Source organism: Streptomyces sp. BK022 (genome assembly GCF_004217355.1).
GTDB lineage: Bacteria > Actinomycetota > Actinomycetes > Streptomycetales > Streptomycetaceae > Streptomyces > Streptomyces griseoluteus.
This window is the reverse complement of the sequence record NZ_SHKU01000005.1, coordinates 520,252-536,619: the sequence shown is the minus strand read 5'-3', so window position 1 is coordinate 536,619 and position 16,368 is coordinate 520,252. Positions and strand designations below refer to the sequence as shown.

The window sequence follows — 16,368 nt, the reverse complement described above, 5'->3', positions numbered from 1 at the left end:
GCCGGGGTGTCGGGGCGGCGGCGGGGCGGCGTAGTCTGAGTCCGCCATGCCGTACGAACCACCCACTCATACCGTCGAGCGCTCCCTTCGCGCCACGACCGGGGCGAAGGTCATCGCCGGCGTCGACGAAGTGGGGCGGGGTGCCTGGGCCGGACCCGTCACCGTCTGCGCGGCGGTCACCGGACTGCGCCGCCCGCCCGAAGGGCTCACCGACTCCAAGCTCCTGACGGTCAAGCGCCGTGCGGAGCTGGACGGGATACTGCGGTCCTGGGTGACGGCCTTCGCCCTCGGTCACGCCTCCCCGGAGGAGATCGACGACCTGGGCATGACCGCCGCCCTGCGGCTGGCCGCCGTCCGCGCCCTGGAAGCCCTTCCGGTCCGGCCCGAGGCCGTCATCCTCGACGGTAAGCACGACTATCTCGGTGCCCCCTGGCGGGTGCGCACGGTGATCAAGGGTGACCAGTCCTGTGTGGCGGTCGCGGCGGCCTCGGTGATCGCCAAGGTGTACCGCGACAAAATGATGGCCGAACTCGGCGCCGGCCATGCAGACTTCGGATTCGCGGACAACGCCGGGTATCCGTCGCCGGTGCACAAGGCCGCGCTGGAGGAGCGGGGCCCCACCCCGTTCCACCGTCTGTCGTGGGCGTATCTTGATGCGCTGCCCCGGTGGCGGCACCTCAAGAAGGTCCGCAGCCTCGTGGACGGCGGCGTTCCGGTGATCGAGGGCCAGCTCGGCTTCGATTTCTGACGCTTCCGCCCGCCGCCGATGTGCCACCCGGCCATCGGCGTCGTACCAACGTTTGATAAAAATCAGCTCATGCCTCTCCTTCCCGAGGAGCCTCAGATTCACGAGAGTGTCCAGGGTCCCGTCGCGACTCCGGCCAGCAGCCGCGTCGCACCGACCCCTCGTCCCGTACCCGGCCCCCGCCCCGCGGCTCCGGCCCGCCCCGGCCGGCCCGGCCCCCCGCGGCCCGCGCCGCCGGCGCAGCGCGCGCCGCGTGACGTGGTCCCGGCCACGCCGGCCCCGTCGGCTCCGGCCGTTCCCGCCGCTCCCGCGGCCGGTCCTCAGATCCAGTTGATCCCGGCCTCGGCCGAGGGGGCGCTCGACGCCGCCGAGGAGGCGCTGGACCTGCTGCTCGACTCCGGCCGCGCCCCCGGCGAGGTGCTGGTGCTCACCACGGGTGCGCGGCACCCGTGGGCCGAGCACGAGCTGTCCTTCGGCGAGGCGTCCTACTGGGCGCAGCACGACGCCGGTGACGACGTCTTCTACGCCGACGGCGCCATGGCCGCCCGTGCCGCCTCCCGACCCGTGGTCATCGTCGCCGTCAACGGAGACGACACCGCTGCCGCCACCGCCCTGCCGGTCGCCCACACGCGGGCCGGAGCCCTGCTGATCGTCTGCGGCGACCCGCAGCAGATCAACGCGGTGCTGGGCGCCGGGGTCTGACCCCGTCGCACGACCGACGGCGCCGCGCGCGCCGGACAGCCGCTCTGCCGTGACACGGCAGCGGGCGGCTGCTCGGCCCGCGCGGCGCCGCAGTGGCTTTCCGGCGGACGGTACCGAGGGGCCCGGCGCCGGTGACCGGCTCGCTCAGCGGGCCGCGGCCCGGCGCATGACCTCGGAGACGGGGCCGCCGGTGCGCGGCATCAGGGGCGGCGACTGGGACAGGGCGAAGGACTCCGGGGTGGAGTGCGCGTGGGGATGGCGTCCGCCGCGCCCCTCGCCGAGCACCTGCCAGCCGTCGTGCGTCAGCGTGATGTACGCGCCGCAGCGCAGCCCGTGCAGCGTGCAGGCGTCGCGCAGCCCCCACATCCAGGCGCCGTCCTCCTCCGTCCAGCGCGCGTCGCCCTCGCGGCAGTACAGCAGCACGGCGGTGCGCACCGGGGTCCGGCGGCGCAGGTCGTGCGGGATGACCCGGCGCAGCTGGTCCAGCAGCGCGTTGCGGAACATCCAGCCGTCCGCCGGGGCGGAGCGCCGGGTGAACGAGGCGCTGGCCAGCAGCCGTTCGTCCGGATCGAGGACGGCCACGATCGCGGTGGACGGGCTCGGGCGATGGCGGACGTGCAGGCCGCTGACGACCTCGCGCGGGTTGCGCAGCAGGGGGATTCCGGCGGCGGCCCACTCCGCGGGTTCGAGCAGGCGGCTGACGGAAGCGGCGGACGCGGACGTCGACAACGAGGCCGCCGAGGACGAGGCGAATCCGAAGGTCACGTTCCTCCCTTCGGCTACGCGCCCACACTGCGGGCGAGGTCGGAATTCGGGGGAGCGCGCACCGCAGTGAAGCCCAGCCGGAACACGGGCGAGCCGTGCGGGGAGCGGACTTCAATTCTTCCTGTCGAACTTGATTGCGGCAACGAGCAATTGAGGCCGTCGACGCTTATCTGATGGTCCGGGGCTTATATCCCTACCCACAGAGACCACTGACGACGCCTGGGACGGCCCGGGGGCCGCGGAAGTGCCGCCCAGGAGGTTTCAGGCGCTGATGCGAGCAGAGGGGTCGCCCTCGTCCTCCTCGCCTTCCTCCGCCTCCGCGGGCCGCTGCGCCAGCAGGCGTTCGGCGCGGTCCGGGGCGAGGTCCAGGGTGGGCATGAGCTGGGGGAGTGTGATGCTGGGCAGCAGGTGTCTCAGCAGGACCGTCACCCGCTCGCCGAGGTCGGCGCGCTCGCACAGGATCTGCGACATCCACTGGATGCCGGTGAAGGAGCCGGCGAGCAGGTCGGCGGTCTCCGCCGGGTCGACGTGGGGCAGCAACTCGCCGCGCTCCCGCGCCTCCACGAGCAACTGGGTCAGCCGGTTCGCCCAGGCCTGGAACGGCGTGCCGTGGAACGGGTTGCTCCGCTCCGGCCCCTCTCCCCACTGGTCCATCGCCAGGCCCACGCTGGCCCGCGTCAGGGGGTCGTGCCGCAGCTGGTGAGCGAACAGCAGCCCTTGGTCGATGAGTTCCTGCACCTTGGTGCGCTGCGGCGGCAGTGGGCCCACCTCGAGCTGGGCCGCGATCACCCCGAGGGCCAGCTCCTCCTTGGAGGCGAAGTGGAAGTACAGGCCACCCTTCGTGACCCCGGCGCGCGCGAGGATCTCGGTGATCGTGGCGGCGCTGTAACCGCGTTCGTCGAAGACGGCGGCCGCTGCCAGCAGGATCGTCTTGCGGGTCTGGATCGCGCGTGCTTGGCGTGCCATGGGCTGTCGCCCCTGTTTCTATGTCAGAGCTTGGTCAGGTTCGCACACGAAGAGAACCGGACTGTCAGTATTTTGTCGAGGGGGAACGAGCCTTGATCACACCGGACTCTAAGGGCAATCCATGTCTGAAGGCATTAGCTTCATAGCCGATCGCACCGTCATCGGCACCTCGTCGGCTCTACGGACGGTCCTGACACAGGCACCGGACCCCGCCACGCCGCCCGAAGACCAGACCGACCCGCTGGTTCTTGTACCCGACTCCGGCGACACCGGTCAACCTCCCGCACGCGGCGGCCGGGCCACCGTAGAACTAGTGCACCGGCCGGACGCCGACGACGCCTTCCCCGTGGAATGGACCCGGCTGGCCGAACACCGCTACCTGGTCGTCGCCGACTGGCCCGCCGCCCACCGCTTCTTCGCTCCGCTCCCCGGCGGCGTCCAGGACCCGATGCTGGTCGCGGAGACCATGCGGCAGACCGCGATGATGCTGGCCCACGCCGAGTACGGTGTCCCCACCGACCACCACTTCGTCATGTGGGACATGGAATACGCCCTCGCCTCGACCGGCTTCGGCCTCTCGGACGCCTCGGGCCGCGTCGACGTCGTCGTGGAGTGCTCCGAGGTCCAGATGCGGGCCAGGAGCCTGGCCGGGATGAGGGTGCGGCTCACCTTCCATCGGGGCGGGCGGCTCCTGGCCACGAGTACGGGCAGCCTCAGCTGCACCTCGGAGCGGGCCTACCGCAGGCTGCGCGGCGACAAGCTGGACACCGCCGGTGATCCCGTACCGCTGCTGGACGGCGTACCGCCCGGGCGGGTCGGGCGGCGCGACCCCAGGGACGTCGTACTCGCGCCCTCGGAGGAGGGGCCCGGATGGCGGCTGCGGCTCGACACCGCTCATCCCACGCTGTTCGCGCGGGCCAACGACCACGTCCCGGGCATGGTGCTCCTGGAGGCCGCCCGGCAGGCCGCCGTCGCGCTGAGCCCCGGGGGGCGCTTCGTGCCTGCCTCGCTGGCGATCGCCTTCCACCGGTACGCCGAACTCGACGAGCCGTGTCTTGTCCGCGCCCGGCGCGAAACCTCCTCCGAGGGTGATGTCTCGATCCATGTCGAGGGCGTCCAGGGCCACGAGGCCGTCTTCACGGCCGTCCTCGGCGACACCCCGCAGGTGGCCCGGTGACCCGGCGCCTGCTCATCACCGGATCGAGCGGTTTCATCGGTGGACACGTGCTGAAGGCCGCCGGCGCCGCCGAGGACGTACGGCTCCGGCTGCTCGTGCGCACTCCGCCGGCCACGGCCGACCCGGACGTCGAGTACGTGTACGGCGACCTCACCGACATCGCCTCGCTGCGCGGTGCCTGCGCGGACGTGGATGCCGTCGTGCACTGCGCGGGGCTGATCGGCGGCGACGCGGAGCTGCTCCGCCAGGCCAACGACCTCGGCACCCGGGCCCTGGCGGACGCGGTACGGGGGGCCGGGGTCACGCGGTTCGTGTACCTCGGCACGGCCGCCGTACACGGGCGCGGGCCCTTCCGCGACGCCCGGCCCGGCGAGGTGCCCCTCGCTCCCGCCTCTGACACCAGCCGCACCCGGGCCGCCGCCGAGGAACACGTGCTCGCGGCGGGCGGAACGGTTCTGCGCCCTCACCTCGTTCATGGCAGGGGAGACCGCTGGGTGATCCCCGGCATCCTGGCCCTGCTGCGTACCCTGGGCGGCCTGCCGGACGGCTGGGCCGGGCTCCAGTCGATGATCGACGCGGACACGCTGGGCCGGGTCGCCTTCGCGGCGGCCACGACGGGCCCGGCGGACGGTGTGGGACGCGTCCACTACGTCACGCATCCCGAGCCCGTCTCGGGGGAGCTGCTGCTGGCCACCGTGGCGGAGACCTTCGGGCTCTTCGCCGAGGACACCCCGCGCATCTCGGCCGAGACGGCCCGGCAGCGGGTGCTCGACCGCCCCGTCGCCCGCCACCACCTCGGCATGCTCGCCGTCGACCACTGGTTCACCGACGAGTCGCTGTGGAGCGGGTTGGGCGTCGAACCGGGCGCCGGGTTCGCCGGGCGCTTCCCGGAGTACGCCGAGTGGTACCGCGACCAGGCCGGGTTGCCGCCGTCGGGAGCAGAGCGACGACCCGCGTTTGCAAGGACGCGGTGACTTAAGGGGGCGTTTCCCGGATCGCGTCCACGCGCGCGTGGACGCGATCCGGGCCGCCTGCGGCGCGGCTCGGCCCACATCCGGGCGCCGCTGGTAGGACCGGATCATGATGCGAGGAACCGGCCGCCACCTGCTCGCCACCAGCCTGCGCTCCCTCACGGTGCGCAACTTCCGGCTCTTCGCGGCGGGCCAGATCGCCTCCGCCACAGGCACCTGGATGATGGCCGTCGCCCAGGACTGGCTCGTGCTGGAGCTGACCGGCGACTCCGGCGGAGCCCTCGCCACCGTCACCGCCCTCCAGTTCACCCCGGTCCTCCTGCTGACCCTCTACGGCGGCCGGCTCGCCGACCGGCACGACAAGCGCGCCCTGCTGACCGGCGCCAACATCGCCTCCGGCGTCTTCGCCCTGGCCCTCGGCCTGCTCGTGACCGCCCACGCCGCCCAGCTGTGGCACGTCTACGCCGCTGCCGCCGCCCTCGGCGTCGCCAACGCCGTGGAAGTGCCGGCCCGGCTGTCCTTCATCACCGAACTCGTCGGCCCCGAACTGCTCCCCAACGCCTCCTCGCTGAGCGGTGCCTACTTCAACATCGCGCGCGTGCTGGGCCCTTCGCTGGCCGGGCTGCTCATCGAGTGGTCGGGCACGGGGGCCGTCATGCTGCTCAACGCCGTCAGCTACACGGCCACGGTCGCCGGGCTGCGCGCCATGCGCCCCGCGGAGCTGCACCGTGCGCCCCGCACCGGCACGCCCGCGCGCGTCATCGAGGGCCTGGCCCATCTGCGGACCCGGCCCGACCTGCTCACGACACTCGCCCTGGTCGCGGCGGTCGCCCTCTTCGGCCTCAACCTGCCCCTGACGCTGCCGCTGATGGCCCGCGTCGTGTTCCACACCGAGGCCGCCTCCTTCGGTCTCCTCACCGCCGCGCTCGCCGGTGGCTCCCTGCTGGCCGCGCTGATGGGCACCCTGCGCCGGACCCGGCCCTCGGCGCGGCTGGTGGCCGCGTGGGGATGTGCCTTCGGGGCACTGGAGCTGATCACGGGGTGGGCGCCGAACCTGCCGGTCGCACTGGTGCTGCTGGTGCCGACCGGATTCGCCTCGCTCTACTTCGTCCAGGCGGCGAATCACCGCATCCAACTGGGCGGCGACCCGGCTCACCGGGGCCGGGTGATGGCGCTCTACACCGTGATCCTGCAAGGCAGCACCCCGCTCGGCGCCCTCTTCGTCGGCGCCGCCACCCACACCCTCGGCGCCCGCTCGGGACTGTGGGCCGGCGGACTGATCGCGCTGCTCGCCGCCCTCGTGGCCCTGGCCGGTGCACGCGCGGACGCGCCGGTCCCAGCCTCCGGGCGGGAGGGGGTCCGGCCGACGGGCAGCCGTTCGTAGGGCGAGTGGCCGGATGTCAGTGGGGTGCGGTTGCATGGGGGCATGAACGACCTGGAGCAGTTGCGTACCGAAGCCGACGCCGTCCTCGCCGAGCTGGTCGGCGCGCCGGAGGGTTCGGCGCGGCTGCGGGAGGACCAGTGGGAGGCGGTCAAGGCCCTGGTGGTGGACCGCCGCCGGGCCCTGGTCGTGCAGCGCACCGGTTGGGGCAAGTCGGCCGTGTACTTCGTGGCCACCGCGCTGCTCCGCCGTCGCGGCTCGGGTCCCACGGTGATCGTCTCCCCGCTGCTGGCGCTCATGCGCAACCAGGTCGAGTCGGCCGCGCGGGCCGGCATCCAGGCCCGCACCATCAACTCGGCCAACCCCGAGGAGTGGGACGGCATCCACGAGGAGGTGGAGCGCGGCGAGATCGACGTGCTGCTGGTGAGCCCGGAACGGCTCAACTCCGTCGACTTCCGCGATCGCATGCTGCCCAAGCTGGCGGCCACCACCGGCCTGCTGGTCGTGGACGAGGCCCACTGCATCTCGGACTGGGGCCACGACTTCCGCCCCGACTACCGCCGGCTGCGCACCATGCTCCAGGAGCTGGCGCCCGGCGTCCCCGTGCTCGCCACCACCGCCACGGCCAACGCGCGCGTCACGGCGGACGTGGCCGAGCAGCTGGGCACCGGCGCGGGCGAGGCGCTGGTGCTGCGGGGGCGGCTGGACCGGGAGAGCCTGCGGCTCGGCGTGGTGCGGCTGCCCGACGCGGCCCACCGGCTGGCATGGCTGGCCGAGCACCTGAACGAGCTGCCGGGCTCCGGGATCGTCTACACACTGACCGTCTCGGCCGCCGAGGAGATCACCGCCTACCTCCGCGCACGCGGCTTCGCCGTCGCCTCCTACACCGGCCGTACGGAGAACGCCGACCGCCAGCAGGCCGAGGCCGACCTGCTGGACAACCGGGTCAAGGCCCTGGTGGCGACCTCCGCGCTGGGCATGGGCTTCGACAAGCCCGACCTGGGCTTCGTCGTCCACCTCGGCTCGCCGTCCTCCCCGATCTCCTACTACCAGCAGGTGGGCCGCGCGGGCCGAGGCGTCGAGCACGCCGACGTGCTGCTGCTGCCGGGCAAGGAGGACGAGGCGATCTGGCGGTACTTCGCCGAGGTCGCCTTCCCGCCCGAGTCCCAGGTCCGCCAGACCCTGGCCGCCCTCGCCGACGCGGGCCGCCCGCTGTCCGTGCCGGCGCTGGAGTCGCTGGTGGACCTGCGGCGCACCCGGCTGGAACTGATGCTCAAGGTGCTGGACGTGGACGGCGCCGTGCACCGGGTGAAGGGCGGCTGGACGGCCACCGGCGCCGCATGGGTCTACGACGCCGAACGCTACGCCTGGGTCGCCCGCCAGCGCGCCGCCGAGCAGCAGGCCATGCGGGACTACGTCGGCACGGACGAATGCCGGATGGCGTTCCTGCGCCGCCAGCTGGACGACGTGGAGATCACTCCGTGCGGGCGCTGCGACAACTGCGCGGGCGCCTGGATCGACACGGCAGTCTCCGCCGAGGCGCTGACCGCCGCCGCCGGGGAACTGGACCGGCCCGGCGTGGAGATCGAGCCGCGCCGCATGTGGCCCACGGGGATGCCCGCACTGGGTATCGACCTCAAGGGCCGCATCCCGGCGAAGGAGCAGTGTGCCACCGGGCGGGCCCTGGGCCGGCTCTCGGACATCGGCTGGGGCAACCGGCTCCGGCCGCTGCTGGCCGAGCAGACGCCGGACGGTCCGGTCCCGGAGGACGTGCTGAAGGCCGTGGTGGAGGTCCTCGCCGACTGGGCACGCTCGGCCGGTGGGTGGGCGGCCAATACGCCGGACGCCATGGCCCGTCCGGTCGGTGTCGTCGCCATGCCCTCGCTGAGTCGGCCGCAGCTTGTCGCCTCGCTCGCCGAGCGGGTGGCCGAGATCGGGCGGCTGCCGTACCTGGGCGCGCTCGCGTACACCGGGGAGGCCGGGGCGCACCAGGCGCATCGCAGCAATTCCGCCCAGCGGCTGCAGGCGCTGGCGACGGCGTTCACGGTGCCGGGGGAACTGGCGGAGGCTCTGGCCGGTGCCCCGGGGCCGGTGCTGCTCGTGGATGACCGGACCGAGTCCGGGTGGAGTCTGGCGGTCGCGGCGCGGTTGTTGCGGCGGGCGGGGGCAGGGGAGGTCCTGCCGCTGGTGCTGGCTGCGGCGGGGTGAGACCGGCTGTCGGGGGGCCAGGGCCCGGGAGGCCGGTCGGTGATGGTCGGCCGTGCCCCTGCTTCGGGTTATCCACAGGGCTGGTTATCCACAGGGCCAGCGAGATTTCGCGATTCGCGGGATCGTCAGCGCATGACGAATCACGGCGAAACGACCGAACCCTTCGAAAACGGTGACATCGCGGCGGGACTGTCCTTCGACGGGCAGATCACACCCGACACCCCGATCGCCCTGCGCACCCCCGCCGAGCTGGCCGACGCGCTCCCGTACCTGCTCGGGTACCGCCCGGAGGACAGCATGGTGCTGGTCAGCCTGCTCGAGCGGGGCAGCTTCGGCGGGCGTGCCCGCCTGGGCATTCCGGCCGGCGTCGAGGACTGGCAGGCGGCGGCGCGGCAGATCGCCAGAGGGCTGGTGATCGGCGCCCGACGGCGGGGTTCCCGGCCCGAGCGGATCGTGGCCTACGTCTGCCAGGAGCCACGGCCGGGGGAGACGGGGCGGGACGTGATGCTCCGGCTCGCGCCGCTCGCCCAGCTGCTGCGCACCGAGTGCGGCAGTCTCGACGTACCGGTGATCGAGGCGCTGTGCGTCTCGGACGCCCGCTTCTGGTCCTACGTCTGCCCGGTGGAGAGCTGCTGCCCGCCCGACGGCACGCCGATGGGCATGCCGGGCACCTCGGCCATGGCGGCCGCGGCCACCTACGCCGGCATCCAGGTACGGGGCTCGCTGCGGGAGCTGCGCGCGAGGATGCAGCCCTGGGAGACCTCGGCGGCTCTCGAGCAGGAGGTCGCGCTGGACGCCGCCGGCATGTCGCTGGTGCCCCGCATCCTGGACGACGCGAGCCGCGCCGAGGTCGCCGAGGAGACGCTGGACCTTGCCGGACGGATCATCCGCCGGTTCGCCGAGGCCGCGCCGGTGTCGGGCGTCCACCCGGCGGACGTCCGCGACGACGCGCTCCTCGGCCACGACGAGGCGGCCACCCTCATCCTCGGCCTCCAGGACCGCACCACCCGCGACCGGGCGGCCGCCTGGATGGAGGGTGACGACGGCGGGCCGGCCCTGCGGCTCTGGCGGGCACTGGCCCGCCGCTGCGTCGGCCCGTACCGCGAACACGCGGCGGCTCCGCTGACCCTGGCCGGCTGGGTCGCCTGGTCGACCGGCGACGACATCGAGGCCCGGGAGGCCCTGGCCATGGCCCTCGGTGCCGACCCGCACTACCTCTTCGCCCAGCTCCTGCACCGGGCGTGCAACGAGGGCCTGGACCCGGAGTCCATCCGCCGATGCCTCCGGCAGGAGCGGGACGGGCGGACACCGCCGGAGGGGCCGCCCTCGACGGCACCGAACATCCCGGAGCAGACATCCGGCTCCCGGCTCCCTCCGGGCGCCGGGCCCGCTGTGCAGGACACGACAGAGGCGGTCCCGGCCATGCCGCGCCGAAAGCGCCGCCCCCGCTCCAGCGGCCCCGGCGACACCGCCCCCGGCGGGACCGCTCCCCGTAACGCCGGGCCCTGCCCCCGACGCCCGCAAGCCCAGACCCGGCGCCCGACCCGCTCGCGCCCCGCCCCCTACGGAGTCGGCAAGACGTGTCAGGACGGGGAGGACGGCTGAGCAGGCGCCCCGGGCTACCTGGTCCCTCTGATCGGCCCCCCGGATTCACCGATCCGCCCAGCGAACGGAGTGTTTATCGTCAGGAAGACGACTATGATCGCGGCATGCCCTACGACCCGTCAGCGTTCCCGCCCTTCGCCGTCACCGTGGACCTGGTCGTGCTGACCGTGCGCCGCCACGCCCTGTGCGCGCTGGCGGTACGCCGGGGCGAGTCGCCCTTCCAGGGGCGGTGGGCGCTTCCCGGCGGGTTCGTGCGGGACGACGAGGACCTCGCCCAGGCTGCGGCGCGGGAGCTGGCGGAGGAGACGGGGCTACGGGCCCACGATCCGGCGACTCCGGCACAGGACAACGGTGCCCACTTGGAGCAGCTCGCCACGTACGGCGATCCGAAGCGTGATCCGCGGATGCGTGTGGTGAGCGTCGCCCACCTCGCCCTCGCCCCCGACCTGCCCGCACCGCGTGCGGGCGGCGACGCGAGCAACGCGCGCTGGGCGCCGGTGGAGGAATTGCTCCAGCAGGGAGGCTATGGCCGTGACGGCGAACCCATGGCGCCCCTGGCCTTCGACCACGCCCTGATCCTCTCCGACGGGGTGGAGCGCGCCCGCTCCAAGATCGAGTACTCGTCGCTGGCCACCGCTTTCTGCCCGCCGGAGTTCACGGTCGGTGAGCTGCGCCGGGTCTACGAGGCCGTCTGGGGCGTGGCGCTCGACCCCCGCAACTTCCATCGCAAGGTCACCGGCACGCCCGGCTTCCTCGTCCCCACGGGCGGCACCACCACGCGCCAGGGCGGCCGTCCCGCGCAGCTCTTCAGGGCGGGCGGCGCCACTCTGCTCAACCCCCCGATGCTCCGCCCCGAGGTCTGAGGCCAGCCGTCGAACCATCACGGGCCCGGCAGTTGGGGAGCGGCGCACGCGGGACGCTCATCGGGCAAGTGAGCCATGCAGGTTGACCCTCCGCCCGACAACTGCCGGACGGAAGAGGTGATACCGGGAAAACGGGACATAGCGCGCTATCTTCCGTCAGGTGATCCAGGCTGTCGGACTGACCAGTGACTCCCTCAAAGACCAGCCGCCCGCCGTCGAGGACGTCTCCTTCGAAGCGCGCTCCGGCCGGGTGACCGCCCTGCTCGGAGCGGAGGGCGCGGGCAAGACGACGGTGCTCAGATTGATGCTCGAACTCCAGCGAGGACGCGGCATCGCCTACTTCAGAGGGCGCCCCCTGCACTGCGTCCCCCAACCCTCGCATGAAGTCGGCGTACTCCTCGGCGATGTACCGGGACACCCCTCCCGCACGGTTCGCAATCACCTGCGCATGCTCTGCGCGGCGGCCGGCGTCCCCGCCAGGCGGGCCGACGACGTGCTGGAGGAGGTCGGCCTCGTCAGCCTCCGCGAGGAACGGCTCGGCACCCTGTCCCTCGGGATGGACCGCCGGCTCGGCCTGGCCTGCGCCCTGCTGCCCGACCCGCACACCCTCGTGCTGGACGAACCGGCCGCCGGCCTCTCCGCACCGGAGGCGCGTTGGCTGCACGGCACCCTGAGGGAGTACGCCGACCAGGGGGGCGCCGTACTCCTCACGACCGCCGATCCCAAGGAGGCCGCCCGGCACGCCGATCACGTCGTCACCCTCGAAGCGGGCCGGGTCGCCGCCGACCTGGAGGCGGCGGAGTTCGCACGTACCCGGCTCCGGCCGCGCGTCGTCGTCCGCAGTCCTCACGCCGCGCGCCTCGCCGGCCTGCTCACCAAGGAGGCACGCACCGAACGGCTTTCCGTGGAGGTCGTGCGCGAGGAGGGCAACCGTCTCTCCGTGTACGGCAGCACGACGGCGGACGTCGGGGAGACCGCCTTCCGCAACGGCATCCTCATTCATCAACTCGCGGACGAGGTCGGTGACATGCGGCCGGGGCCGCTCGACGAGGCGGAGCAGCCGGGCCTGGCCGAAGACGCCGCGGTGTCCGAGGGTGACGCGGAGCCGGAGGAGGCCGAGACCGCGGAGGCCCCCGAACCCCTGCCGCTCCCCATCGCCGTCCGCTCCGTACGCAGCCCCCTGCGTCCGCTGCGCTACGAACTCAGGCGCGCCGCCGGGATCAGTACCGGATTCGTCGTCTGCGGTGTCGCCCTCGTCGTGTCCGCGGTCACCACCGTGGTGCTGGCGCGTATCGGGCACACCCCGCAGGCACGCCTGTTCGCCGCCTGGCCGCGCGAACTGCCGCTGCCGCCGGTCGCGCTCGCGGCGGGACTGCTCGGCGCGCTCGCCTTCGGGGACGAGTTCCGGCATCCAGCGCTGGCGGTGGACCGGGGCACCGTCCCCCGACGGCTGGGGCTGCTCACCGCGAAGCTCTTCGTCTCCGGAATCACCGCCGGACTGCTGGCCTTTCTCGCGCTGGGCTGTGACGCCGAGGTGCTCTATCTCGTCTACGGCCGGGAGTTGGTCCAGGTCCCCGGAGACTGGCTGCCGCTGTGTGCGAGTTGGCTGGCGCTCGTGGTCGGCTGCGCGTGGGCGGGTGTGCTGGCGGCCGGGGTGTTCCGGTCCACGGCGGCGGGGCTGGCGGCCGTACTCGCGGTGCCGGTGGCCGTCGTCCCGCTCGTGCACCGGTTGTTCGAAGGCTCATATGTGCGAGTCGCTGCCGGGATTCACGTGCGGATGCGGGAGCTGCTTCTGCTCCAGTGGCCCTTCGGCGGGGAGCGCTACCTGCTGGGACTGGCGCGGGTGATCGCTCAACCCGTGGGCGGCGCCATGACGTTGTCGCTCACCGCGTTGCTGTGCGCGTACGTGATCACGACGCTGCGCGCCAGGGCGAGGTGACGTCCTGAGGTGCGGTTTCGAGCCGCTGTGCACACAACTCCCCACAGAAAGCCCGTTTATTTCCGATAAGGCGTCAATTGCGACGGGGTGAGCGATCACCCTTTCGTGTGCTTTTCACCAAAGCCCTCAAGGCAGTTGGAGGCAACGCCGACAAAAGATGCGTGAGTACCCTTGCGCACACCATGATGACCGCCGCCCGCTCCGCCGACTCCGGCCTCGCCGGACCGGGCGAACTCGACCGCTACCCCTACGCCGAGGCCCCGATGGCCGACCGCGTGGCGGCGCCCGCCTGGGAGGGCGCCGATACCGACCTGGGCCGCGTCGGCCGGCGTGCCGCGGGCAGTCGCGGGCGCGGACTGCACGGCCAGCTCGTCCAGCAGCTCGGCCAGATGATCGTCTCCGGCGACCTGGGCGCCGACCGCCCCCTGGTGCCGGAGGAGATCGGCCAGCGCTTCGAGGTCTCCCGCACCGTGGTGCGTGAGTCCCTCCGGGTCCTGGAGGCCAAGGGCCTCGTCAGCGCCCGGCCGAACGTGGGCACCCGCGTGCGCCCGGTGAGCGACTGGAACCTGCTCGACCCGGACATCATCGAATGGCGCGCCTTCGGCCCGCAGCGCGACGACCAGCGCCGCGAGCTGAACGAACTGCGCTGGACGATCGAACCGCTCGCCGCCCGCCTCGCCGCCGGGCACGGCCGCGAGGACGTGCAGCAGCGCCTCGTCGACCTGGTCGAGATCATGAGCCACGCCCTGGCCCAGGGTGACGCTCTGACCTTCTCGCGGGCAGACGCCGAGTTCCACGCGTTGCTCATCCAGGTCGCGGGCAACCGGATGCTGGACCACCTGTCCGGCATCGTCTCCTCGGCCCTCCAGGTCTCCGGCGGTCCCGCCACCGGGTGTGAGCGGCCGACCGAGGCGTCCGTCGCGCAGCACGCGCGGATCGTGGACGGGCTCGGCAGCGGTGACGGCGCCGTGGCCGAGGGTGCGATGCGCCAGCTCCTCACCGTCCACCCCGAGGTGGAGCGCGTGGTCCCCGCCCCGCGTGAGCACTGACGGGGAAGCGGACGGCGTGCCCTTGGCGCGCCCCAGTGATCGAGATGGCGGTACCGGGACCGGGTCCCGCCGTCGCCGGACTCGGCCGGACTCCCCGGATTCCGGCCGAGTCCGGCGGTACGACAGGCCCCCCGGACCGGCGAAGTGATCAAGGTGGACATCGGCGGCGGACCGCTTCCTCCACATCTGATCGCATGTGGCTGCCGGCAGGGTGTGACTCGGGCCACGCGGATTGGGCGTAACGCTCCCGGAAACAGCGCGATGACCTAAGAGGTGAACAGCCGCGAAGGGAATACGGACGCCGTGCCAGGCGCTGTCTCTCTTCCCGGCCCCGCCCGCGCCGTCGGCCCATCCCCAGGCCGGTGGTCGGCTCCTGTCCTTGACGGACGGTGCCGGAAGCCGCTTTCCAACGTTCCGAGAGGTTGTTCGTGTCGGCCAGCACATCCCGTACGCTCCCGCCGGAGATCGCCGAGTCCGTCTCTGTCATGGCGCTCATTGAGCGGGGAAAGGCTGAGGGGCAGATCGCCGGCGACGATGTGCGTCGGGCCTTCGAAGCTGACCAGATTCCGGCCACTCAGTGGAAGAACGTACTGCGCAGCCTCAACCAGATCCTTGAGGAAGAGGGTGTGACGCTGATGGTCAGTGCCGCAGAGCCCAAGCGCACCCGCAAGAGCGTCGCAGCGAAGACCCCGGCCAAGCGCACCGCCACCAAGACGGTCGCGGCGAAGACGGTGACCACCCGGAAGGCCGCGGCCGCTCCTACCGCGTCCGCCGCCCCGGGTGAGGACGCCGACGACGCCGCCTCCGTCACGAAGGCCGCTGCCAAGAAGACCACGGCCAAGAAGACGGTCGCGAAGAAGGCCACGGCCAAGAAGACGGCCGCCAAGAAGACCAGCGCCAAGAAGGACGACGCCGAGCTTCTCGAGGACGAGGTCGTCGAGGAGACCAAGACCGCCGACGAGCCCGAGGGCACCGAGGCCGCCGGCTTCGTGCTGTCCGACGAGGACGAGGACGACGCGCCCGCGCAGCAGGTCGCCGCGGCCGGCGCCACCGCCGACCCGGTCAAGGACTACCTGAAGCAGATCGGCAAGGTCCCCCTGCTCAACGCCGAGCAGGAAGTCGAGCTGGCCAAGCGCATCGAGGCCGGTCTGTTCGCCGAGGACAAGCTCGCCAACTCCGACAAGCTCGCGCCGAAGCTCAAGCGCGAACTGGAGATCATCGCCGAGGACGGCCGCCGCGCCAAGAACCACCTCCTGGAGGCCAACCTCCGTCTGGTGGTCTCCCTGGCCAAGCGCTACACCGGCCGCGGCATGCTCTTCCTGGACCTGATCCAGGAGGGCAACCTCGGTCTGATCCGCGCGGTCGAGAAGTTCGACTACACCAAGGGCTACAAGTTCTCCACGTACGCCACCTGGTGGATTCGTCAGGCGATCACCCGCGCGATGGCCGACCAGGCCCGCACCATCCGTATCCCGGTGCACATGGTCGAGGTCATCAACAAGCTCGCGCGTGTGCAGCGCCAGATGCTCCAGGACCTGGGCCGCGAGCCCACCCCGGAGGAGCTGGCCAAGGAACTCGACATGACCCCCGAGAAGGTCATCGAGGTCCAGAAGTACGGCCGCGAGCCCATCTCCCTGCACACCCCGCTGGGCGAGGACGGCGACAGCGAGTTCGGTGACCTCATCGAGGACTCCGAGGCCGTGGTCCCGGCCGACGCCGTCAGCTTCACGCTCCTCCAGGAGCAGCTCCACTCGGTGCTCGACACCCTGTCGGAGCGCGAGGCCGGCGTCGTCTCGATGCGCTTCGGTCTCACCGACGGCCAGCCGAAGACCCTCGACGAGATCGGCAAGGTCTACGGCGTGACGCGTGAGCGCATCCGCCAGATCGAGTCGAAGACCATGTCGAAGCTGCGCCACCCGTCGCGTTCGCAGGTGCTGCGCGACTACCTCGACTGAGCCGACTCCGCACAGACACCGAAGGCCCGGTCCCCCTCGTGG

General features: G+C 72.4%; 13 protein-coding genes. 11 read left to right on the top strand and 2 right to left on the bottom strand.

Features of this window, described 5'->3' with window-relative positions; genetic code table 11:
- Positions 1-46: 46 nt before the first annotated feature.
- Entirely contained in the window at positions 47-748 is a 702-nt protein-coding gene (locus EV284_RS23435) for a ribonuclease HII (RefSeq protein ID WP_130337352.1), read from the top strand.
- Between the two features lie 69 nt (positions 749-817).
- On the top strand, positions 818-1,447 hold the full coding sequence (locus tag EV284_RS23430; RefSeq protein WP_130337350.1) for a hypothetical protein: 630 nt from the start codon (positions 818-820) through the stop codon (positions 1,445-1,447).
- 144 nt (positions 1,448-1,591) lie between these two features.
- Here the strand turns inward: EV284_RS23430 and EV284_RS23425 are convergent, their stop codons facing one another.
- Both EV284_RS23425 and EV284_RS23420 read right to left on the bottom strand, forming a co-directional pair.
- Positions 1,592-2,212 (bottom strand): hypothetical protein, encoded by a 621-nt coding sequence (locus EV284_RS23425; protein ID WP_130337348.1) that lies wholly within the window; start codon positions 2,210-2,212, stop codon positions 1,592-1,594.
- A gap of 261 nt (positions 2,213-2,473) precedes the next feature.
- Positions 2,474-3,178 (bottom strand): ScbR family autoregulator-binding transcription factor, encoded by a 705-nt coding sequence (locus EV284_RS23420; protein ID WP_130337346.1) that lies wholly within the window; start codon positions 3,176-3,178, stop codon positions 2,474-2,476.
- A gap of 121 nt (positions 3,179-3,299) precedes the next feature.
- On the opposite strand from EV284_RS23420, the gene EV284_RS23415 reads away from it, so the two are divergent.
- The 9 genes from EV284_RS23415 to EV284_RS23375 all read left to right on the top strand — a co-directional run bounded on the left by EV284_RS23415 (position 3,300) and on the right by EV284_RS23375 (position 16,326).
- Positions 3,300-4,355 carry a ScbA/BarX family gamma-butyrolactone biosynthesis protein gene (locus EV284_RS23415; protein WP_130337344.1) on the top strand — a complete coding sequence of 352 codons (1,056 nt, stop codon included), beginning with the start codon at positions 3,300-3,302 and terminating at the stop codon, positions 4,353-4,355.
- Positions 4,352-5,329, top strand: coding sequence for an NAD-dependent epimerase/dehydratase family protein (locus EV284_RS23410; protein ID WP_130337342.1), 978 nt, complete (start codon positions 4,352-4,354; stop codon positions 5,327-5,329). The genes EV284_RS23415 and EV284_RS23410 overlap by 4 nt, the downstream gene beginning before the upstream one ends.
- Positions 5,330-5,435: 106 nt before the next feature.
- Positions 5,436-6,710, top strand: coding sequence for an MFS transporter (locus EV284_RS23405; RefSeq protein WP_130337340.1), 1,275 nt, complete (start codon positions 5,436-5,438; stop codon positions 6,708-6,710).
- A 42-nt stretch (positions 6,711-6,752) separates the two neighbouring features.
- On the top strand, positions 6,753-8,915 hold the full coding sequence (locus EV284_RS23400) for a RecQ family ATP-dependent DNA helicase (protein WP_130337338.1): 2,163 nt from the start codon (positions 6,753-6,755) through the stop codon (positions 8,913-8,915).
- Positions 8,916-9,047: 132 nt separating this feature from the next.
- Entirely contained in the window at positions 9,048-10,520 is a 1,473-nt protein-coding gene (locus EV284_RS23395) for a DUF4192 domain-containing protein (protein WP_130337336.1), read from the top strand.
- Positions 10,521-10,624: 104 nt separating this feature from the next.
- A complete protein-coding gene (locus tag EV284_RS23390) occupies positions 10,625-11,383 on the top strand; it encodes an NUDIX hydrolase (RefSeq protein ID WP_130337334.1) in 759 nt (252 codons plus the stop codon).
- Positions 11,384-11,543: 160 nt separating this feature from the next.
- Positions 11,544-13,322 (top strand): ABC transporter ATP-binding protein, encoded by a 1,779-nt coding sequence (locus EV284_RS23385; protein WP_130337332.1) that lies wholly within the window; start codon positions 11,544-11,546, stop codon positions 13,320-13,322.
- A gap of 161 nt (positions 13,323-13,483) precedes the next feature.
- On the top strand, positions 13,484-14,371 hold the full coding sequence (locus EV284_RS23380) for an FCD domain-containing protein (protein ID WP_130337330.1): 888 nt from the start codon (positions 13,484-13,486) through the stop codon (positions 14,369-14,371).
- A 428-nt stretch (positions 14,372-14,799) separates the two neighbouring features.
- Entirely contained in the window at positions 14,800-16,326 is a 1,527-nt protein-coding gene (locus tag EV284_RS23375) for an RNA polymerase sigma factor (protein ID WP_130337328.1), read from the top strand.
- Positions 16,327-16,368: the final 42 nt, after the last annotated feature.